The organism is Mycobacterium sp. E787 (assembly GCF_001668725.1).
Taxonomy (GTDB): Bacteria; Actinomycetota; Actinomycetes; order Mycobacteriales; family Mycobacteriaceae; genus Mycobacterium.
In genome coordinates, this window is record NZ_LZKL01000084.1 from 1 (window position 1) to 20,424 (window position 20,424).

Sequence of the window (20,424 nt, forward strand, 5' to 3'; positions counted from 1 at the left end):
ACGGCCGCATCGAGCGCGCGAAAGACCTCGACGATCTCCTCACGACTGCTCGCACCCATACCCCAAACCCTACGAACCCCCACCGACAAAACGGCCGGTCCTGTTACCACTGAAACTACTGTGACACAAGGGATTATGAAGTATCCGCGCGACGTACGGCCGACATGATCGCACTGCCGCCAAGCCCGGGCAGGCTCGACCCGCCTTCGGCCAGCGCCGCGTCGAGCAGGTCGCCCACGCGGTGGCGCTCCCAGAGGTTCAACAGGTTACACAACATCTGCAGTGGCGCACGCACGCTTTCGTCGTCGCGGATTCTCGAATCCATGCGGCTCGCGGGTGTGGCGGGCCCGAACCGCTTGCGAAGCAATGCCGGCACGTCCAGCAACCAGGCCACGCCCATCACCGCCGCATAGAGCAGCGTGTGCCGGCTCAGCCGCCCCGGATCCAGGCGCGGGCCGCGGCAACGCCGAACTTCCGCCACGAACAGGTCCAGTAATTCGCCGAAATGCACATTCCACAACTCTGTTTCGGCGCCGGACATGGCTCCCCAGATCGCCATGCCCATGTTCAGCTGCCCGACGCATCCCCAGTCCAGCAGGCCGCAACGCAGGGCTCCGTCGGCGTCCCGCCAGAACCAGGCGTTGTCGACGTTGGCGTTCCAGTGACACAGCGCAACGTACTCCAGGTCGCCGGCCAGCCGGCGCATGATCGCGTGCTCGTGGTGTGCCACGCGTGGCACGTCGTCGCGTAAGCGCGCCAAGAAATCTGGCGAGCCGACATTGGCGGGCACCAACCCGGGGTGGGTTTCGACGAATTGGGCCAGCCGGGCCACCCGGCGATCCAATCGATCGGCGTTGTGTGGCGCACGTTCGCCCACCGTGGCGGCCTGAATGTCGAGCGGAAAGTGCGCGACCAGGTGGCTGGGCAGGCGTCCGGGCCCATACGTGCCGGCGAGGCGGGCCAGCGCGGTCAGCAGTGCGCGGTAGTGCTCGACGGGATCGGGCATGTCATAGTCGAGACATTTGTGATATTGGCACTCTATCCCGTTGCCGCCGAACCGGATTCGCTCGGTGATGAGGATTCCGGTTCCGGTCCGGCGCTCGTAGTCGGCAAATTGCACGGCGGGTACCGCGATGGGAAATCCCGGAAGTTGGGCCAGCGCGGCAAACCGGACCTCGGGCTCCATCTGGGTCTTTCCCCCGTCGCGCACCGGATCGTCGAGATCGCGGGAGAACTTGACGAACAATTCGGTGGGCAGGCCGGGTTGCGAGGCCTGGTATTCGACCGACAGGACGGCTTTTCGCCCGGTGCTGCCGCCGGCGACCTCGCGGAACCCCGTGATGCCACTGACGCCGTTGTCGGCCGCGAGCACGCCGAACGCCCGAAACGCCTCGGTGAGAAAGCCTGCCCCGACGCTGCGCAATGCGGCCGGGTCGACCGGGATTTCCAGGCCGAACTGGTCGCCGGTCACCACGTCTGCTCGGCCGCACGCACCAGCATGTGGTTGACCGCCACCCGGCGGTCCCGCGTCACCATGTAGCGAACGGCGTCGGCGATGTCTTCCGGGCGCAACTTGACCATCCCCGCGGTCTGACGCTCGACCGCCTCGCGCGCCGGTTCGGCCAGGTGGCTGAAGATCTCGGTGTCGACGGTGCCGGGACTGACCACCCCGACCCGCACGCGCTTGCCCAGCACTTCCTGCCGGACGCCTTCGCTGAACGCGTTGACACCGAACTTGGTCAGCGAGTAGACCGCGGTGTTCGGCCGCGCCACCCAGCCGCCGGTGGAACCGATGGTGACCAGGTCGGCGACACCGCGGGGCGAACTGGCGGCGGCGGCGATCAAGTGCGGGAGCGTTGCGCGGGTGACGTAGAGGACCCCCTGTACGTTGACCGCGACCATGTCGTCCCAATCCTGCAGGCGGGCCTCGGCCGCGGGCCCAGAGCGCATCAGCCCGGCGTTGTTCACGACGGTGTCGAGGCGGCCGAACTCGGCGACGGCGCGCTCGACGGCCGCCGCCACCTGCTCGGCGTCGGTGACGTCGGCCGCGACGGGCAACGCTGTGCCGCCGGCGGATTCGATGTCGGCCTTCAGTGCGGCGAGCCGGTCGGCGCGGCGCGCGAGCAGGGCCACCGCCGCGCCCTCGGCCGCCAGCGCTTTCGCCGTCGCGGCCCCGATGCCGCTGCTGGCGCCGGTCACCAGGGCCGCGGTGTGTGCGAGTGTCGGCCTCATGCGCCAAGTATTTCGTGTAGCACGTACTCGTTGTCCTCGCCGAGGTCCGGCGCGCCGCGCTCGATCCGCGTGGGACAGCGGGCCATCCGCCACGACGGTCCCACTATCGGGCGCTGGCCCTCGCGGTGGTCGGAGACGAAGCGAAACAACTCGCGGTCCCACAATCGTTGATCGCCGATCACATCGATTGCGGTGGCGCTCTTGCCCGCCGGCACAGCCGCGGCCCGCAGCCGGTGGGCCAGCTCCTCGGCGTCGTGGTTGCGGGTCAGCCCCGAGAGTTCGGCGTCGAGCGCTTCGCTGTGACGGCGTCGCGCGGCCATGGTGGCGTACCGCGGGTCATGGGCCAGTGCCACGGCGCCCAGCGCGCAGCACAGCCCACGCCATTCGGCGTCGTTGGCCACCGCCACCGTGACCCAGGAGTCGTTCGAGCACGGGTAGCAGCCGTGCGGGCACATATCGGGATGCGCGTTCCCGTTGCGCTCCAGGGGTTCTCCGGTCAGGCTTTCCTCGAGCAGGCAGTCCCCGATCATCGACGACAGGGCCTCCACCGCCGACACGTCCACGAATTGGCCGGCGCCGCTGAGCTCCCGATGCAGCAGCGCCACCACGGCGGCGTAGGCGCCGACAGCGCCGACGGTGGAATCCCCGTAGCGCATGCTCGTCCCGAGCGGCGGGCCGCCCGGACAGCCGACCAGCGCGGCGAGCCCGGCCAGCGCGGCAAAGCATGGCGCGTAACCGGTTTGATGACCGAGCGGCCCGTCGTTGCCCCACATCTTGATCGACACCGAGATGATGTCCGGCTTGATGGCGGTGAGTTGTTCGTAGCCCAGGCCCTGACGCTCCATGGCGCCGGGCCGCAGGTTGTTGATCACGATGTCGCTGCGGGCGATGAGCTCGCGCAGCCGGGCCATGCCCTCGGTCGACTTGATGTCGAGCTCCACGCTGAGGATTTCGGGGTTGATGCTGAGAAAGTAGGGGGCGTGATTGACGTCGGTGCCGCCGTAGGCCCGCATCTCCTCCGGGCTGCGGGCGGTTTCGACCTTGATCACTTCGGCGCCCAGCATCGCCAGCAGCTTGCCGGCGTAGGGACCGGCCCACACCTTGGTGAGCTCGACGACGCGCACCCCTTCCAGCGGCCCGCCGCGGCGGCGCCCGGGCGGCTTGAGTTGCGGCGCCCTTGCCGAGGGTGGTGTGCGCGGATCATCGAGCCGGTCCAGGACCGAGGCGGTGTGCTGACCGAGGGCCGGTGCGGCAGAACCGATTCGGGCCGGCGAGGCGCTGAGCGCGTACGGCACGGTCGCGTATGCCGCGTCGCCCAGCACCGGGTGATGCACGGATTGGAAGAAGCCGCGGTGCCGGTACTGCGGCGACCGATGCAAGTCAGCGGCATCGTTGACGGGGACCAGCGGAACTCCCAACCGCTGCGCCCGGTCGGCCACCGCGTCCTTGTCCAAATCGGCTACCCAGGCGGCGAATTCGCGCCGGAACGTGGCAACCTTTTCCGGGGTGACGGAGAACTCGAGCCAGTCTTCGTCGAAGGCGGTCAACCACTCCGGGTGACCCATCAGCTTCTTGACGCCGAGCCAGTGCGCGCGGCTGGTCATGTACAGGTACACGAAGCCGTCGGCGCACGCGAAAAACGCCGCCGGTCCGGCCTGGTCGTAATCGCCCCGGCGCCCCTCGGCCGGCACCTCGCCGGTGATGAAACGGCCCAGGATGCAGTCGGCGCGCGAGACCAGCGCGGCGTGCTGCGACACGTCGATGACCTCACCACGCCCGGTGTGCATCCGCCCGAAGAGCGACGCCGCGACACACAGGGCCGCGTCCAGCCCCGCCTCGTAGTCGGCCAGGAATCGTCCGGGTCCCCGCAACGGGGGCCTGGCGGGATCGGCGTGACTGGGCGTGTGATACCCCCAGCCGCTGGCGTGGAAAACGTTGAGGCTCTTCGCGTTGTCGAATTCCGCGGGCGCGCCGACGCCGAACGGGGTGATCGAGCAGAACACGACGGACGGATGCCGTTCCGACCAGCCGGTTGCGCGGTCTTCGAGCACCGCGTCCCCGGTGCCGATCAGGCTGTGCAGGCGGTCGGGATCGTAGAGCACCACGGAGCGCTTGTTGGTGTTGAGGTAGGCGAACAGCGCGCTGCCTTCGCACCCGTCGGCGAGAACAGGTGCCATCGCGCGGGTGGGGCTGCCGCATCCCGGCGCCTCGACCTTGATCACCTCCGCGCCGAAATCGGCCAGCAGCTTTCCGCAGTACTCCCCCGCGACCGTCCCGGCCAACTCGACGATCCTGAAGCCCGTCAACGCCGACATGGGCGCGCCCTCGGGCGGTCAGGGCTTCTTCCGGCCCGAGCGGCTCAGGCGCCACTCCGGCGGGAAGTTCAGGTCGTTGTCCTTGACCACGTTGTTGAGCCCCTTTTCGAAGGTGCCCTCGGTGAGGTCGACTTCCTGAGCGTCGTTTTGGATCAGCGGCAGCATGCCCTCGACCAGGCCGGTGAGCAGGCTGCCGAAGTATTCGCCCTTGTGCTGCTTGTACAGCTCGAGGAACGTCTTCTGAACGGCCACGGTGTCCGTCGGACGGGAACGGGAACAGGCCATCGCATACTTCAGCGTCTCGTCCTCCAGCTTCTCGCGGGGCACCACGCTGTTGACGAAGCCACACTCGTACATCTCCTTGGCGCTGAAAGGCCGCCCGGTGAACAGCATTTCGGAGAACTTGCGCAGGCCCATGGTCTCGGCCCACCACCACAGCCGCGGTCCCCAGCCCACGTAGCGGAAGGCCGGGTGCCCGAACAGGGCATCGTCGGAGGAGACGACCAGGTCGGCGTCGCCGGCCTGATAGAAGTGCCACCCGTAGCAGTAACCTTTCGCCTCGATGATGCTGATCTTGCGCAACTCCTGCAGCGGCCGGTTCCCGGCCCGGGCCTTGGCGTAGAAGTCGGTGACGGTGGACAGGTAGCGGTACGACCCACCCGGCGGGTACTTGACGTCGTCGTCGTTGATCGCGAGCTCGTGCAGCAGCGGCAGGCCCGGGTTCTCCAGCATGGGTCGCTGCTCGGGCAAGTCTCCGCCGCTGCCGAAATCCTCACCCTCGCCGCGGATCACCACGACCTTGACGTCGTCGTCGACGTTGCACTTGTGAATCAGGTCGGCGTAGTTCTGCCGCATCCCCAAGGTGGTGGCGTTCTGGGCGTCGGGGCGGTCGAAGGTGATGTAGGCGATGCGGTTCTTCTTGTCCTTCTCGAACTTGATGTACTGCTCGGCTTCCTTCTTCAGCTTCTCGTAGTCGTACTCGGGCATAGGGTTTTCTCCACTTCTGCTATTTGAGTTATTTGAGCAAGGCGCCCGCATCAACCGGCAACGAAACGCCGGTGACATAACGAGATTCGTCGGAGGCGAGGAACAGGACGGCGTTACTGACGTCGGCGGCCTCCACCCAGGGCACCGGCAGCGTGTGGGTCATCTGCGAGAACGGGGCGAAGTCGTCGGGTCCGGGGTTCTCCAAGTCCGGGCGAAAGAGGCGGAACGTCACGTCGTTCATGGTCATCGGGGTGTTGACCTGGCTGGGGTGCACCGAATTGACGCGGATCATGTGCTGGCCCAGCTCGACGGCGAAGGCGCGCATCAGCCCGATCACGCCGTGCTTGGCGGCGATGTAGTGGCCCGTGTAGGCCATGGCCTTGTGCGATCCGACGGAACCGGTCAGCACGATGGACCCACCGCGCCCGCCGGCGATGATGTGCGGCACACCGGATTTCACGGTGTGCCACACACCGGACAGGTTGACGTCGATCATGTCCTGCCAGACCTTCTCGCCGATCTTGTGCAGCTTGTTGCCGAAGGTGCCGATGCCGGCGTTCGCGACGATGATGTCGAGCCGGCCGAGCTGTTCCACCCCGCCGTCCACCGCGTTCTTGAGGGCGTCGTAATCGCGCACGTCGACCTGGGCGGTCACGATGCGCCGATTCTGGGCCTTCACCAGCTCGGCGGTTTCGGCGAGATCGGCCGGGGCGGAGTGCGGGTAGGCCAGGTTGTCGATGGGTCCGCAGATGTCGACCGCGATGATGTCGGCACCCTCCTGCGCCAGGCGCACCGCGTGGCTGCGGCCCTGGCCCCGGGCGGCGCCGCTGATGAGCGCAACCTTCCCTGCTACCCGCCCCGTCATCAGGGCACTACCGTCGGCATGGTTTCCCAGCCCCGCACCGACGACGTCGGGCTCAGCTTGGCGCTGGCCAGATCGGGCTCCCACTCGGGGAAGCGCTTGAGGATTTCCTCCAGGGCGACACGGCCTTCCAGCCGGGCCAGCGCCGAACCGAGGCAGAAGTGCGCGCCGACGCTGAAGGTGAGGTGCGGGCGGGCGGGGCGATGAATGTTGAATTCACCCGCGTCGGGACCGAATTGGCGCTCGTCGCGGCACGCCGACCCGAGGAGCATCATCATCACGCTGCCCTCCGGCACCGTCTTGCCATACAGGCTGACGTCGCGCGTAACGTAGCGCGCCATGTGGGGCGCGGGCGGTTCGAAGCGCAGCAACTCCTCGATCGCCTGCGGGATCAGCTGGGGGTTCTGCACGAGTTCGCGGCGCTGGCCGGGATGCTCGGCGAGCACCTTGCCCGCCCAACCGATCAGCCGGGTCGTCGTTTCGTTGCCCGCTCCGGCAACGACGTTGAGGTACACGAGGATCTCACTGCGCGTGAGCCGCCGGGTGGTGCCGGTCTCGTCTAGGAACTCGACGTTGAGCAGCTCGGTCATGATGTCGTCGGACGGGTTGTCGGCGCGCCAGTCGATGTAGGCCTCGAACTGCTCGCCCACCGACAAGCCGTGCTCGGCGGCGCTCATCGGCTTGCCGGGTTCGGTGCGCAGTTGGGCGTTCCCGCGATCGCGGATGTACTGCTGATCTTCTTCGGGAATCCCGAGCAGGGCGCTGATGACCTTCATCGGCATGATCGCGCCCAGGTCCGTGACGAAGTCGAACCGCCCCGACCCCACCAGTGGATCCAGCGATTGTGCGCAGAACTCGCGGATCATCGGCTCGAGCGCGTTGATCTTGCGGGGGGTGAACATGCGCGACAACAGCTTGCGGTGCACGTCGTGGATCGGCGGATCTTCGAAGATCAGCATCCCCGAGGGGATTTCGAGGTTGGCCTTGATGAGCTCGAGGATGACGCCCCGGGCCGAGCTGTAGGTGCCATGGTCGACGAGCGCCTTGTTGACGTCGGCGTACCGGCTCAACGCGAAGAAGTCGTATTCGGCGTTGTAGTAGAGCGGCGCCTCGTCGCGCAGGCGGGCGAACATCGGATACGGGTCGGCGATCAGCTCGACGTCGTAGGGGTCGAAATGAACATCGCTGTCGGTGCTCGCCGTCACGAAATGCCTCCTGTCGCCGCGCTTTCCGGAATCGGTCCGGGCAATTTGTACACACCGCTTAAAGCGCGTGAATGCCGGATTACTCTATTCTCGTAGAGAACCATACGGCGGGTGCCCTGGCAAGACCCGGCGGGGCGAAACATGGTCGGTGCGCTCAACCCGGGGCGGCCGCCCGGCGCCGGCCCGCCGGTGCGCCCCCGGTCCGGGTGAGCCGCCCCTTGTCCGAGCTCTTCAGAATGCCCGTGGCCATGGCCGTCAAGATGCCATCGAGCTGTTCGGGAGTGTCGACGATCCGGTCGCCGTGGGCGAAGCGCAGCAGCAGCCCGTTGATGAAGGTCAGGGTGATGTTGCTGATGTCCTCGACCACCGCCGGCTCCAACTCGCCGCCGCGCGGCATGAGCTGCACCAGGATTTCGCGGTGCAGCTTGGTGAATCCGTCCGTGGCCTGCTGCAGGATCGCGGCCAGCGCCGGATCCCGGCTGGCCTGCATCGTGAGCTCGTATCTGGCCTTCGTCCGCGACAACTGCGGTTCGCTGCCGGCTTGGATCACCACCTGCGACAACCGCGACGGCGACGGGTGCTGCAGGCGGTCGGCGGAGTCGTCGTCGGCGACCGACTGCAGCGTCGCCAGGTCGAGGTCCGCCAGGCGCTCGGCCACGGCGCGCAGCAGCGCCGAGCGGGTCCGGAAATAGAACGAGGTCGTGCCGTCGGGCACGCCCGCCTGTCGGTCGACCTTGAGATGGCTCAGCCCCTTGGCCCCCTCGTCCGCCAGGAGATGGATCGCCGCATCGCACAGATCACGGCGGCGCTCGGTGGGGTTGGGTTTCCGTCGTTTGTCCATGGCGTTATTCCGGACCGTAAGGCTACTCTATATTCGTAGTGTTGGTAAAGAGACGAGCGACCGTCGGCCGGCACCGGTCGGGGCAACCGTGTCTCCGGCAACCGTGTGGTGAAATGTTTCGGTGGGCACCCCGGTGGCGCCGATCATCGAAGAAACAGGTGAGCCTGTGGATCGGCTCGGGATCGGTTTCCTCGGCGGGTTCGGGCTCCCGCCAGTGGAATTCGTCAACCTCACCGGCGACCTCGGCTGCAGGCACATGTCCGTTGTGGTGCGGGGAGCGCCGCTGGTGCCCCTGGGTTATCAGCCCTACTCGCTGCGCGATGCGCCGCTCAGGCGTGGCATCCTCGCGGCCATGCGGGAGCGCGACGTGACCATCTCGCTCGGCGACGGGTTCCTGGTCCTGCCCGGCGCCGAAATGGGCGGCTTCGCCGAAGATCTCGATGTGCTGGCCGAACTGGCCGTTCCCCGGATCAACGTCGTCAGCCTCGACCCCGACCTCGACCGCACCTTCGACCAATTCGCGCTTCTCGCGGAGCTTGCGGCCCAACGGGGGATCCAGACGGTCGTCGAGCCGGTACCGGGCCTGACCGTCGGTGACCTGCGCACCGCACTGGCCGCTGTGAATCACGTGGCGCGGCCCGATTTTCGCCTGCTGATCGACACCATGCACCTGGTGCGATCGGGTTCCGGCGCCGCCGAGCTGGCGGCGATCGACCCCGGCCACATCGGTTATGCCCAACTCAACGACACCACCTTGCGTCCGCGCGGCGACAACTACATGGAGGAAGCCATGTTTGAGCGCATGGTGCCCGGCGAGGGCGAATTGCCGCTGCGCGAAATCCTTTCCGCGTTACCGCCCGACATCGTCATCGAAATCGAAGTGCCACGGCGGTCGCTGGCGCTGGCCGGTGTCGCCCCGGTCGATCGCTTCCGCCCCTGTGTCGAAGCGGCGCGCCGGCTGCTGGCCGAGATTCCTTGATCCGCGTCAGGCCATCGGGGCGGCCTGGCCGAAAGGCTCGGTCCTGGCCGCGGAGCAGCGCCCTGGGCTCGAACGGGGCCAAACCCCTACACCCCGGGCAGGCGCGCAGTGCAGGTTCAGCTCGGATTGCGCAGGGGAAGCCCGGCGGCGCGATAGATCGCGTCGATGACGGTCATGTTCTCGATCGCGTCTTCCGGGGTCGTCTCAAACGGCTGAGCGCGTAGCACCGCCCCGGCGAAAGCGTCCAGTTGATAGGCGTAGGAGGGACGGCGCGAGAATCGCTCCACGCGTTTGCCCTCGGGCGACCGGACGCTCAGCCGATTGATCAGGTGCGGTAGCACCGGATTCAGGACGCGTACCTCGCCCTGTTCGCCGACCACCCGCGCGCTGATCTCCAGCAGCCGCGACGACCACATCGAGCAGCGCACCCGGCCGGCGTGCCCGCGGGCGAACCTCACCTCGGCGGTCATGGCCCGGTCGACGCGCGGGTTCCGCAATTTCGCCTGTGCCGAAACGACTTCCGGGGTCGAACCGCCGAACGTGCGCACCATGTGGACCGCGTAGCAACCCGCGTCCATCGTCGCCCCGCCGGCCAGCGAGTAGTTGTAGCGGATGTCGGAGAATCTCGGCAGCGGGAAGCACAGGGCGGCCTCCACCCGCTGGAGCTTGCCGAGCTCGCCCGAGGCGATGATCTCCTCGACGCGCCGGGTCAACGGGTGATAGCGATAGTGGAAGGCCTCCATCACCACGCGGTCCGAACTCGCGGCCAAATCCGCGATTTCGCGCGCCTCGGCGGCGTTGGCGGCGAACGGCTTTTCACACAGGACGTGCTTGCCCGCGGCCAGCGCGGCGCGGGTCCACCGGCCGTGCAGGCCGTTCGGCAGCGGGATGTAGACCGCGTCGAGGTCCGGGTCGGCGATCAGCGCTTCGTAGCTGTCGTGCACGCGGGCGATGCCGTGTTTGCCGGCGAAGGCCTTCGCGCGCGACGCATCGCGTGCCGCGACCGCGGCCACCTCGACCTCGCCGCTTTCCTTGGCCGGGTTGACGAGCGCGAGGGGCGCGATGCGGGCCGCACCCAGGATCCCGAACCGGATCGGAGCCCGATTTTCAGCCACGGGTCAGACGCTAGCACTTGGTCAGATCCGCCGCGGCCACCGTTGAAATCGACGTCGGCGCCCAGGCCCGAACTCGCCGGAATCGTCACGCGCGGGCCGGGAGCACGTGGTCGCCCACCCGGTCGGTCGACAAGCACAACGAGCAGACGTGCGCGCCGTGGGTTGCACAGGCCAGCATGTCGGGGCGTTCGTAGTCGTGATGGCAGACGTGGCACTTCAACTGCTCGGCCGAGGGGTTGCCGTGGCCGTCATACATGGGCAGGTCGATGCCGTCGTCGCTGCGCCGCAGGTAGTACCTGCCCTTCGTCGCGATCGCGAGGACGGGCGGCATGACCACCGCCAGGACGATCGCGACGAGCGGCGAATACGGCCGAAGCGCCGCGCCCAGGCCGCCGAAGAACGCGACGATCGACAGCCCCGCGGCCAGCAGCAACGAACCGAAGCCGACCGGGTTGATGGCGTACAACATGCCGCGTCGGAACTCGGGCGTCCTCGGCGACAGCTTCAGCAGGTATTTGTTGATCACGATGTCGGACGCCACCGCCACCACCCACGCCATCCCGCAGTTGGCGTAGAACCCGAGGATGGTGTTGAGGAAGTCGAACATGTTGGCTTCCATCAGGATCAGCGCGATGACGAGATTGACGCCGAGAAACACCACGCGCCCGGGATAGTGCTTGGTGACGCGGGTGAACGAGTTGGTCCACGCCAGTGAGCCCGAGTAGGCGTTCGTCACGTTGATCTTGATCTGGCTGATCACCACCAGGACCACGGCGAGCGTCAGCGCCAGCCACGGCGGCATGAAGTTGCGGTAGATCAGCAGGAACTGGTGGACCGGCTGGTTGGCGATCGGCGTCGAGCCGGCGACGTTGGAGATCAGGTAGACGGCGAGAAACAGGCCGATGACTTGCTTGATCGCCCCGAACACCACCCAGCCGGGGCCGGCCAGCAGCATCCAGGTCCACCAGCTGCGGGCGTTGGCCGGCGTCCGGGGCGGCATGAAGCGCAGGTAGTCGATCTGCTCGGCGATCTGGGCGATCAGCGAAAGACACACCCCGGCCGCCAACAATGTTGAGCCGATGTTCATTTGGCCGTTACCCGCGCGGCCGCCGTACGCGAAGAACTGGCCGATCGAGTGCGGGTGGCCGACCAGCAGATAGACGAACGGGGCGACCATCAGGATCAACCAGAGCGGCGTGGTCCAAACCTGCAGCTGGGAAAGGACTTTCATGCCATAGATCACCAGCGGGAAGATGAGCAGCGTCGAGCAGGCGTAACCCAGCCACAGCGGCACGTGAAGCCCCAACTGGAGGCCCTGGGCCATGATGGAGCCCTCGAGCGCGAAAAAGATGAACGTGAACGTCGCGAAGATGACGTTGGTGACCACCGACCCGTAGTAGCCGAAACCGCTACCGCGGGTGATGAGATCCAGGTCGATGTTGTAGCGCGCGGCGTAATAGGCCAGCGGCAATCCGGTCAGGAAGATCACCCCCGCGAAGATCGCGATGCCGCACAACGCGTTGCCGGTGCCGTAGGCGATCCCGACGTTCGCGCCGATCGCGAAGTCGGCGAGATACGCGATGCCGCCCAGGGCCGAGATGCCCACCACCGCGGTGGACCACCGTCGGTAGCTGCGCGGCGCGAAGCGCAGCGTGTAATCCTCCAGCGTCTCCCTGGCCGCCGTCATCGTGTCGAGATCGGCCGCCGCCACGGACTTCTCGATTCCGCGCGTCATCCCAGCCCCCCGCCCTTGCCCGCCGCAAATACGCGCCGAAGATAGCCGATGCGCCTGGTGGTTTCCTGTGAGGGCTGGCCGCTACAGGTCGGCGTCGTACACCGAGACAGGGCCGAGGAGCACCCCAGTTTCCTCGACGTAGCGGTCCCACAGCGCCAGCAACTCGGCGAGCTTGTCGGGCCGTGCGTCGGCCAGATCGTCGATCTCACCGGGGTCCCCGGAGAGGTCGTAGAGTTGCCAGGCGCCCGGCCCGTACGGCGCCGGCAGATACACCGCCTTCCAGTCGCCCTGCCGAATCGCCCGGCGCCCGAACAACTCCCACCCCGTGCCGGTTTCGGAGCCGTGTACCGTCTCGCTGTCGCCCGACAGATAGGAGACCAGCGAGCGACCGCGCATGGGTTCGATCGCACGGCCTCGGTAGGTGGTGCCGGGGTGGGTGACGCCCGCGAGTTCGAGGACGGTCGGGGCGATGTCCATCACGGTGGTGAACGCCGTGCCGATCTCGGCCTGCCGGGCGAAGCCGGGCCAGGTGACGAAGCCGACCACCCGGATCCCGCCTTCGGTGGTGAACGCCTTGTGCAGGCGCGACGGCGCGGTGGCGGCCTGCGCCCACCGGGGGCCGTACCAGATGAACGAGCTGGCTCGGCCCAGGTTGTCGAGGCTGTTGTCGCAATACTTTTCGATCTGCGCGACGATCTGGGGGCCACGCAGCGGCATCGCCTCGACCATCGCGCCCTCGGCGCCGTTGTCGGACAAGAAGATCACGACCGTGTCGTCCAGCTCCCCCGTTTCGGCCAGGTAGTCGATCACCCGCCCGATGTTGTGATCCATCCGGTCCACCATCGCCGCGTAAACCTCCATGCTGCGGGCCGACCGCGCGCGCTCGTCGTCGGTCATGTCAGCCCACTCGGGAGCGCCGTCGGCCACGACGGGGTGTGGCACCACGTCGGGCGGGCACAGGCCGAGCTTCTTCAGCGCCTCCAGGCGGGCCTCGCGCAACGCGTCCGGGCCCGCGTCGTAGCGGCCGCGATAGGCCGCGATGGATTCGTCCGGCGCCTGCAGCGGCCAGTGTGGCGCCTGGAAGGGCAGGTAGGCGAAGAACGGGCGGTCTTTATTTTCAGGGTCGCCGGGACGTTCGCGGAGGTACCGCAGCAGCGTGTCGGTGTAGGAGTCGGAGGAGTAGAAGTCGTCGCCAACGGTGACGAACTGGTCGTCCTCGGTGTAAAGCGTTGCCACCGGCGAGAATCCGCCGCCCGCGGCGGGGCCGTAATGGCTGGCGCCGGCCGGCAGCAAGGCGAACGAACGCTCGAACCCCCGAGCCCACGGCGAGGTCTCGATGGTGTGACCGAGGTGCCACTTGCCCGACATCAACGTCAGATATCCGGCGTCGCGCAGCAGTTCGGGCAACGCCACCACGCGGTCGTTCAGGTAGCCCTCGTAGCCGGGCGCGCCCTGAAATCCGGGCGCCGCGACCTCGAGCATCGTGCCGATCCCGGCGATGTGGTGGTCGGTCCCCGTCAGCAGCATCGCCCGGGTGGGTGAACAGGCCGGGGCGGAATGAAAATCGGTGAACCGGACGCCCGCGCGGGCCAGCCGATCCAGGTTGGGCGTATTGATCTCGCCGCCGAACGCGCCGATATCCGAAAACCCGAGGTCGTCGGCCACGATCACGAGGAAGTTGGGTCGCTTCACGGTCAAGCATCCTGTCAGGTCCGGGGCCGGGATGGAACGCCGGAGCCGCCTCGGCACCAGCGGGCTATTGTCGATGAATGCTGGCAGAGTTCGGGATGTCCGTTCCGCTCGTCGCCGCCCCGATGTCGGGCGGTCCCACCACGCCGGCGATGGTGTCGGCCGCGACCCGAGCGGGCGCCCTGGGCATGCTGGCGGCCGGCTACAAGAGCGTCGACGCCGTCGAAGCGGAGATCAAGAAGGTCCGCGCCGAGGGAATCCCGTTCGGCATCAACCTGTTTGCGCCCAATCCCCTGCCGATCAACGCCGACGACTACCGGGCCTATGCGGCGATCGTCCAGAAGGACGCCGACCAGTTCGGCATTACCCTGCCGCCGGAGCCGATCGAGGACACCGACAGGTTCGACGAGAAGATCGCGTTGCTGCTCGACGACCCCGTGCCGATGGTGTCGTTCACCTTCGGCATACCGCCGCGCGACGTCATCGCGGCCCTGCAACGCGCCGACAGCGTCGTCGTCCAAACGGTGACGACGCCGGAGGAGGCGGCGCTGGCCCACGAAGCCGGCGCCGACATGCTGGCCGTACAGGCGGCGGCCGCCGGGGGGCATTCGGGCACGCTCTCGCCACGTCGGCCACTGACGCCGGTGCCGATCGCGGACCTCGTGCGACAGGTCGCGGCGACCGTTCCGCTGCCGATCATGGCCGCCGGCGGGCTCGCCACCCCGGCCGCGGTGGCCGACGTGATCGGCGCGGGCGCCGCGGCGGCCGTCGTCGGAACCGTGTTGCTGCGCGCCACCGAGAGCGGCGCCTCGGCCACCCACCAGGCGGCCCTGACCGATCCGGCTTACACCGAAACGGTGATCACCCGGGCGTTCACCGGCCGCCCGGCGCGCGGACTGCGCAACGCGTTCATCGACGCCCACGAAGCCGAGGCCCCGCTGGGCTATCCGGCGATTCACTACCTCACCACCGGGATGCGCAAAGCCGCCGCGGCCGCGGGCAAGCCCGACTACGTCCACCTCTGGGCGGGCACGGGGTTTCGGCAGGCCACCGCCGAGCCCGCGGCGGACATCCTGCGGCGGCTGGCATCCGGCCTCTGATCATCGCCTCGTCCCTTCCCACAGCCGGCACGGCGCTGTACATTACGTTTAGTACGTACTGAACGAACAGTGTGAGGTCGTGATGTCGCCGGAAGAGGCCGAGTTCGTCGACCGCCTCGGGCTGTTCTTCGAGCTCCTCGGCGCCACCCGCACCATGGGCCGGGTGTACGGCTGGCTGCTGATCTGCGATCCGCCGCGGCAGTCGTTGACCCAGCTGGCCGACGCGCTGTCGGTGAGCAAGGCGTCCATCAGCACCGTTGCCCGGCAACTGCTGGAAGGCGGCATGGTGCAGCGCCTGCCGAGCCCCGACCGCCAGCATCTCTACCGGGTGGCGCCGGGCGGGTTCACCAGCGTGCTGGAAACGCAGCTGTCGCTGATGCGGCTGGGCATCGAGCCCGCCGAGTTCGCTCTGTCCGTGCTGGGTGACGACCGCGCCGAGCAACGGCAGCGTGTCGAGGACTTCCGCGATTTCTGCGAGTTCTGCACCCGGGACTATCGCGAGGAGCTGATGCGCCTGTGGACCGAATATCGGGAGGGGAAAAGGCAGCCATGACTTTGACGGACAAAGTCGACTTCAGCGACGTGGCGTGGGGTTCGGTGGAGTGGACGAACCTGTGCACCCTGTATCTACGGGCATACGAAAGCCGTTCGCCCGCGCCCATTCTCGGGGACACCGCCGCCGCTGAGGCGGTGGACCGCATCGATTACGACTGGGCCCGGATGCGTCGCGCCATGCGCCCGGGCTCCAACCAGTACATGGTCACCATGCGCGCCAAACAGCTCGACGACTGGAGCGCCAACTTCCTGCGCCGCCATCCGGACGCCGTCGTGCTGCACCTCGGCTGCGGCATGGACACCCGGGCGTTGCGGCTGAACCCACCGAATACCGTGCGGTGGTTCGACGTCGATCAACCCGACGTGATCGCGTTGCGCCGCAAGCTGTACGACGACCGTGACGGCTACCGGATGATCGGCTCGTCGGTGACCGACGACTGGCTGGACGAGGTCTCGACGGATCGTCCCATGCTGATGGTCGCCGAGGGGCTGGTGATGTATCTGACCGAACCCGAGGTGCGCACGCTGCTGCGGCGCCTCACCGACCGGTTCGGCAGCGGGGAACTCCTGTTCGACACCGTGTCGCCGATGGGTCCCCGGCTGTCCAAGCTGTTCACCAAGGGCATCACCAAATGGGGCATCCGCGACGCCCGCGAGATCGAGCGATGGAACCCGCGCCTGCGCCTCCTCGAGCGGTCCACCGCGGGGGCGCTCTGCGAGCGGATACCCTCGGCGCCGCTGCGGCTGCTGTGGCGCCTGGTCAACGCCACGCCCCTGCGCAACTACGACGTGCTCAACCGCTTCGCTTTCTGACGCGTCCTCCGCTGGTCAGCTGGCCGCACCGCGAACGGCCGGTGCCCGCATGCCCATCACGCGGTCGATCGCCTCGCCGACGCACTGCGGGTGCTCCCCGAGCAGCATGTGCCCGGCCCCCGGCCGGTGCAGGTGGGTCGCGTCGGGTATCGCGGCGACCATGTCCCGCGCGTGCTCGGCCGGCGTCGTCTTGTCCGCTCCGCCGCTGATGACGATCGTGTTGGCGACAATCGAGGCCAGCGCCGCGTACTGGTCGTAGCGCTTCAGGCTGGGCAGGAAGCCGGCCGCGGTCGTCAGCGAGACCGAGCGGATGGCGGATGCGGTGAGAGCCGCGGCGCCGTTGCGGTCGGCGCCGGTGTACTTGATCAGACCGTCGACGACGGGCCGCACAAATCCCCTGATCGTCTTGTCCATGGCGCGGCGGGGCAGGTGGTGAACGAGGTCGAACAGCAGCTCGGTGGCGCGGCTGCCCAGCAAGCGGCCGAGCCCGCGCTCGGCCAGCCGACCCGCCGCGGTGGCGACCAGGACGAGGCCCTGCGGGTCCACCGGGCGCTCGGCGGCGGGGCGGGCCAGGTATGCGAGCGCCGTCATGCCGCCCATCGAGTGGCCGGCCAGCGTGAGCGGTCCGTCCACGCGCAGGATGGTGAGTACCTCGGACAGGTCGGCGGCGAGCCGGTCGATGCGGTACGTGTGCATGTCGGCGCCGGTCGAGCCACCGTGGCCGCGGTGATCGTAGGTGATGATCCGAAGGCGGTCGCCCCACTGGCGCTTCAGGTGCCGGACCTGTAGTTCCCAGCTCGCCTGCGTGAGGCAAAGGCCGTGCAGCAGGACCACGGTGTGCTCGCGACCCGCCGGGTTGTGGTCGCGGACCGCCAGGCGCACGCCGTCGCTGGTGACCACAGTGCGCTCGACATAACCGTTGCGCTTGGCGTCCAGTCGTTGCGGAAACGGCTGGGCGGCAGCGCGATACGCATTTGTTCCCGTAGTCAGGTCTGGCTGAGTGAACACGGCGGACTCCTGCTCGGTGCGATGTCGAGCGGGTCCCGACACCTTGTGCACTCGAAGCTACGGAGCGGCGCCGGCGCCGGCGCGCTTGTGCGCAATAGCCACGCAACAAGCGATTTTCAGCTTTTGCGCATTGTGCTCACCGGCACTCGGGTCACCCGGGCCGGGAATCAGACCCCTTGCTGCGCAACGTGATTCGCCCGGTTTGGCTAGTCGCCTGCCGGGCCGTCGTGTCCCTTGCCGTGGCCCTTACCGGGCCCGTGCGGTGGCGGAGCCGGCGCCGGAGGCTGTTCCGTCGGAGGGGGCGGCGGCACGGGATTGTTGACGGGTACCGGCGACGGGGTGCTGGTGGTCACCGGTTCGGTGGGCGTGGGCACCGGCGCGGGGTTGGCCGCGAACGCGAAGAGCACGACAAGCACCGCCAGCACCGCCCCGAGGGTGGCCAGCAGCTTCTTGTGGCGGCCCGACAGCCGCGGGACGGGCGGCGGCGCAGACGGGTTCACGACAGGGGGAGGCAGCGGCATGTCCAGCACCTTGGTCGGCGGCCGCGGCGGTGCGGCGACCGCGCCAGTGATCCGGCGGCCGTGCAAGACGTCTCGCATCTCCTCGGCGCTACCGAAACGGTGGCGAGGATCGGGTGCCATCGCGCGCTTGATGACGGTGAGCAGGGCGGGGTCGACGTCGGGGCGCAACCGGGCAAGCGGCGGCGGCCGGTCGTGCAGGATGGCGCGGGCGAGCGCGGCCATGTTGTCCTGTGGGAAGGGCCGATGCCCGGCCAATGCCTCGTAGCCGACGACGCCGACGGCATACAGGTCATCGGCCACCGTGGCGGGCGCGCCGGCGAGGCGCTGGGGGCTCAGGTAGGCGATGGTGCCGACGACCTGGCCGGTCTGCGTGTACGCGACACCCGGGGTCTTGGCGATCCCGAAGTCCGCGACCTTCATGACTCCGCCGTCGGCGGACAGCAGAACGTTGCCCGGCTTGATGTCCCGATGCAGGATTGCGGCACGGTGCGCCGCCGTGAGCGCGGCGAGAATGTTGTCGAGCGTCGCGCGGGTGTCCGGCGGCGGGAGAGGACCACCCGCGATCTGGTCGGCCAGGGTGATGCCTGGCAACCGCTCCATCACGATGAACGGCATCCCATTGTGCTCGCCACTGTCGTGGACCGCGACGATGTTCGGATGGTTCAGCGCGGCCGCCGCGCGCGCCTCCGCGTCGAATCGGCTGCGCATGTCGGTCCGCGTATTGAGCGCCGGGTGCAGCAGCTTGATGGCGACGGGGCGACCCAACCGGGTGTCCCAGCCGTCGCGGACCTCGGCCATGCCGCCACCGCCCAGCCTGCCGCGCACCTCGTAGCGGCCGGCCAGCAATACGAGGGTGTTCATTCGCCCTGCCAATCCCGTGCGACCTTGTTGACGATCGTGCGTTGGACGCAAAGACGGACGTCCAGGCTCGGCTACCCGAAGACCCGCGGTTCGAAACCCGCGCCCGCAACCGTCTGCCCCACACTTTTGCGCGTTGTGCTCGGTCGGCGAGTCGCGCTGGGCGGCGGCGACTGCGCGTGCCCCCGGCAATTGAGCCGCGAGGACGGTTTCAGAACGCCTCGGGATCCCGTTGGACCTCGACCGGAACCGGATGCCGATACAGGCGAGACGCGTTCTCCCAGCTGATCTTCCGGATGGCGTAGGGCGGCAGGTCGCCGATTTGTTCATGGATGGTCTGTTGGGTGTGCGGCCAGGTGGAGTCGCAATGCGGGTAGTCGGCTTCGAGCATGATGTTGTCCACGCCGATCCGGTCGCGCTGCACGAACGACGACTTGTCCTCCACGGCGCAGAACCAAAAGTTCCGGGTGAACACCTCGCCCGGGGTGAGGCTTTCGCCGAGCGCCTCCCAGGTGCCGTACATGGCGTGGTAGCTGAGCATGTGGTCGAGGCGGTCGAGCAGCCCGGCCACCCACCCGATTCCGCCTTCCGACAGGCAGATCTTCAGTTCCGGGAACCTGCTGGGCAGGCCGGAGTACAACCAGTCGACCGCGGCGGAGATGGCGTAGGCGAAGAACAGCACGCCCTGGACGTCCGGGGGCGCGTCGTCGGTGGTGGACGGCGAGGATCCCGACGACCCGATGTGCAGGTTCACGACGGTGCCCGTCTCGGCGCACGCCGCCATCATGGGGTCCCAGTGGCCGGAGTGGATGCTCGGCAGTCCGAGCATCGCCGGGTTCTCGCTGAACGTGATGGCGTGAAATCCGCGTTCGGCGTTTTCGCGGATCATCTTCGCGCCGAGTTCGGGGTCCAGCAGCCACGGCAATTGGCAGGCGATGATGCGGTCGGGATACGAACCCGCCCACACCTCGAGGTGCCAGTCATTCCAGGCGCGCACGGAGGCCAGGGCCAGGTCCCGATCCGCCGTCACCTGCTGCAGCCGCTGACCGGCGAAGCCCGGAAGGAAGGACGGGAAATTCAGCGAGGCGTAGATGCCGTTCAGGTCCATGTCCTTGATGCGCTCGTGGATGTCCCAAGCGCCCCTGCGCATCTCGTCGAAGCGGACCGGCTCGAACCCGTACTCGGCGACCGGCCGCCCCACCACGGCGTTGAATCCGACGTTCGGGAGTTCCCGGCCGTCGTAGACCCAGGTCTGTCCCCCGTTCCCGGTCTCCACGACCCTGGGTGCGCGGTCGGCGAACTTTCGCGGTAGGCGCCCGGTGAAGGTGTCCGGGGGTTCGACGATGTGGTCGTCGGCCGAGATCACCGTGTAGCGGCGTGGCGCCCGGGGCGGGTCGGGCAAGAACGTGACCGAGCGCTGCTCCCCGGTTTTCGCCGTGGTGAAGTTCAGGTCACCGGCCAGCTCATCGATCGATTTCACTCGTCAATCTCCTTGCCGCGGCGGGGCGCTCGAGTGTGCAGTTATGGCTTTGTGTGTGAGCTGACGGCGCAGCCGCCCGGCGTGTCGCCACCATGACTGCACACTCGACGCCGTCACCGCACACTCGAG

At 68.0% G+C, this 20,424-nt stretch carries 17 protein-coding genes; 4 read left to right on the forward strand and 13 right to left on the reverse strand.

Annotated elements, in window-relative coordinates:
* Positions 1 to 133 precede the first annotated feature (133 nt).
* The 7 genes from A5705_RS15660 to A5705_RS15690 all read right to left on the reverse strand — a co-directional run bounded on the left by A5705_RS15660 (position 134) and on the right by A5705_RS15690 (position 8,442).
* Positions 134 to 1,471, reverse strand: a complete 1,338-nt coding sequence (locus A5705_RS15660) for a hypothetical protein (RefSeq protein ID WP_231982465.1) — start codon at positions 1,469 to 1,471, stop codon at positions 134 to 136.
* Positions 1,468 to 2,232: an SDR family NAD(P)-dependent oxidoreductase gene (locus A5705_RS15665; RefSeq protein WP_067879070.1), complete on the reverse strand. Its 765-nt coding sequence runs from the start codon at positions 2,230 to 2,232 to the stop codon at positions 1,468 to 1,470. Before A5705_RS15665 ends, A5705_RS15660 begins: the two co-directional genes overlap by 4 nt.
* The gene (locus A5705_RS15670; RefSeq protein ID WP_068278477.1) at positions 2,229 to 4,547 is read right to left on the reverse strand and encodes a CaiB/BaiF CoA-transferase family protein; all 2,319 of its coding nucleotides are present in this window, start codon (positions 4,545 to 4,547) and stop codon (positions 2,229 to 2,231) included. The genes A5705_RS15665 and A5705_RS15670 overlap by 4 nt, the downstream gene beginning before the upstream one ends.
* An 18-nt stretch (positions 4,548 to 4,565) precedes the next feature.
* Positions 4,566 to 5,534 (reverse strand): enoyl-CoA hydratase/isomerase family protein, encoded by a 969-nt coding sequence (locus A5705_RS15675; RefSeq protein WP_067879065.1) that lies wholly within the window; start codon positions 5,532 to 5,534, stop codon positions 4,566 to 4,568.
* A 28-nt stretch (positions 5,535 to 5,562) separates the two neighbouring features.
* On the reverse strand, positions 5,563 to 6,399 hold the full coding sequence (locus A5705_RS15680) for a mycofactocin-coupled SDR family oxidoreductase (RefSeq protein ID WP_067879062.1): 837 nt from the start codon (positions 6,397 to 6,399) through the stop codon (positions 5,563 to 5,565).
* On the reverse strand, positions 6,399 to 7,601 hold the full coding sequence (locus A5705_RS15685; protein WP_067879059.1) for a cytochrome P450: 1,203 nt from the start codon (positions 7,599 to 7,601) through the stop codon (positions 6,399 to 6,401). Before A5705_RS15685 ends, A5705_RS15680 begins: the two co-directional genes overlap by 1 nt.
* A 154-nt stretch (positions 7,602 to 7,755) precedes the next feature.
* On the reverse strand, positions 7,756 to 8,442 hold the full coding sequence (locus A5705_RS15690) for a TetR/AcrR family transcriptional regulator (RefSeq protein WP_067879056.1): 687 nt from the start codon (positions 8,440 to 8,442) through the stop codon (positions 7,756 to 7,758).
* Positions 8,443 to 8,563: 121 nt separating this feature from the next.
* On the opposite strand from A5705_RS15690, the gene A5705_RS15695 reads away from it, so the two are divergent.
* Entirely contained in the window at positions 8,564 to 9,421 is an 858-nt protein-coding gene (locus A5705_RS15695) for a sugar phosphate isomerase/epimerase family protein (RefSeq protein ID WP_369803333.1), read from the forward strand.
* A gap of 116 nt (positions 9,422 to 9,537) precedes the next feature.
* Here A5705_RS15695 and A5705_RS15700 read toward each other — a convergent pair whose 3' ends face one another.
* From A5705_RS15700 to A5705_RS15710, 3 genes are all read right to left on the reverse strand, one after another.
* Positions 9,538 to 10,536: a Gfo/Idh/MocA family protein gene (locus A5705_RS15700; protein WP_067879053.1), complete on the reverse strand. Its 999-nt coding sequence runs from the start codon at positions 10,534 to 10,536 to the stop codon at positions 9,538 to 9,540.
* Between the two features lie 85 nt (positions 10,537 to 10,621).
* Positions 10,622 to 12,271 (reverse strand): cytosine permease, encoded by a 1,650-nt coding sequence (locus A5705_RS15705; protein WP_067879050.1) that lies wholly within the window; start codon positions 12,269 to 12,271, stop codon positions 10,622 to 10,624.
* An 81-nt stretch (positions 12,272 to 12,352) separates the two neighbouring features.
* Positions 12,353 to 13,963 (reverse strand): arylsulfatase, encoded by a 1,611-nt coding sequence (locus A5705_RS15710; protein ID WP_068278479.1) that lies wholly within the window; start codon positions 13,961 to 13,963, stop codon positions 12,353 to 12,355.
* Between the two features lie 77 nt (positions 13,964 to 14,040).
* On the opposite strand from A5705_RS15710, the gene A5705_RS15715 reads away from it, so the two are divergent.
* The 3 genes from A5705_RS15715 (at position 14,041) to A5705_RS15725 (ending at position 16,428) form a co-directional block, all read left to right on the forward strand.
* Positions 14,041 to 15,060, forward strand: coding sequence for a nitronate monooxygenase family protein (locus A5705_RS15715; RefSeq protein ID WP_068278481.1), 1,020 nt, complete (start codon positions 14,041 to 14,043; stop codon positions 15,058 to 15,060).
* 82 nt (positions 15,061 to 15,142) lie between these two features.
* Positions 15,143 to 15,613, forward strand: a complete 471-nt coding sequence (locus A5705_RS15720) for a GbsR/MarR family transcriptional regulator (protein WP_067879041.1) — start codon at positions 15,143 to 15,145, stop codon at positions 15,611 to 15,613.
* Positions 15,610 to 16,428: a class I SAM-dependent methyltransferase gene (locus A5705_RS15725; RefSeq protein ID WP_067879039.1), complete on the forward strand. Its 819-nt coding sequence runs from the start codon at positions 15,610 to 15,612 to the stop codon at positions 16,426 to 16,428. Before A5705_RS15720 ends, A5705_RS15725 begins: the two co-directional genes overlap by 4 nt.
* A 15-nt stretch (positions 16,429 to 16,443) precedes the next feature.
* Here the strand turns inward: A5705_RS15725 and A5705_RS15730 are convergent, their stop codons facing one another.
* From A5705_RS15730 to A5705_RS15740, 3 genes are all read right to left on the reverse strand, one after another.
* Positions 16,444 to 17,436: an alpha/beta fold hydrolase gene (locus tag A5705_RS15730; RefSeq protein ID WP_067879036.1), complete on the reverse strand. Its 993-nt coding sequence runs from the start codon at positions 17,434 to 17,436 to the stop codon at positions 16,444 to 16,446.
* Positions 17,437 to 17,642: 206 nt separating this feature from the next.
* Entirely contained in the window at positions 17,643 to 18,818 is a 1,176-nt protein-coding gene (locus tag A5705_RS15735) for a serine/threonine-protein kinase (RefSeq protein ID WP_068278482.1), read from the reverse strand.
* Between the two features lie 208 nt (positions 18,819 to 19,026).
* Positions 19,027 to 20,295: an amidohydrolase family protein gene (locus tag A5705_RS15740; RefSeq protein ID WP_068278484.1), complete on the reverse strand. Its 1,269-nt coding sequence runs from the start codon at positions 20,293 to 20,295 to the stop codon at positions 19,027 to 19,029.
* Between the last annotated feature and the right edge of the window lie 129 nt (positions 20,296 to 20,424).

Coding starts and splice junctions, on each gene's coding strand:
- A5705_RS15665 (WP_067879070.1), bottom strand. CDS start 2,232: ATGAGGCCGACACTCGCACACACCGCGGCCCTGGTGACCGGCGCCAGC.
- A5705_RS15670 (WP_068278477.1), bottom strand. CDS start 4,547: ATGTCGGCGTTGACGGGCTTCAGGATCGTCGAGTTGGCCGGGACGGTC.
- A5705_RS15675 (WP_067879065.1), bottom strand. CDS start 5,534: ATGCCCGAGTACGACTACGAGAAGCTGAAGAAGGAAGCCGAGCAGTAC.
- A5705_RS15680 (WP_067879062.1), bottom strand. CDS start 6,399: ATGACGGGGCGGGTAGCAGGGAAGGTTGCGCTCATCAGCGGCGCCGCC.
- A5705_RS15690 (WP_067879056.1), bottom strand. CDS start 8,442: ATGGACAAACGACGGAAACCCAACCCCACCGAGCGCCGCCGTGATCTG.
- A5705_RS15705 (WP_067879050.1), bottom strand. CDS start 12,271: ATGACGCGCGGAATCGAGAAGTCCGTGGCGGCGGCCGATCTCGACACG.
- A5705_RS15715 (WP_068278481.1), top strand. CDS start 14,041: ATGCTGGCAGAGTTCGGGATGTCCGTTCCGCTCGTCGCCGCCCCGATG.
- A5705_RS15720 (WP_067879041.1), top strand. CDS start 15,143: ATGTCGCCGGAAGAGGCCGAGTTCGTCGACCGCCTCGGGCTGTTCTTC.
- A5705_RS15725 (WP_067879039.1), top strand. CDS start 15,610: ATGACTTTGACGGACAAAGTCGACTTCAGCGACGTGGCGTGGGGTTCG.
- A5705_RS15735 (WP_068278482.1), bottom strand. CDS start 18,818: ATGAACACCCTCGTATTGCTGGCCGGCCGCTACGAGGTGCGCGGCAGG.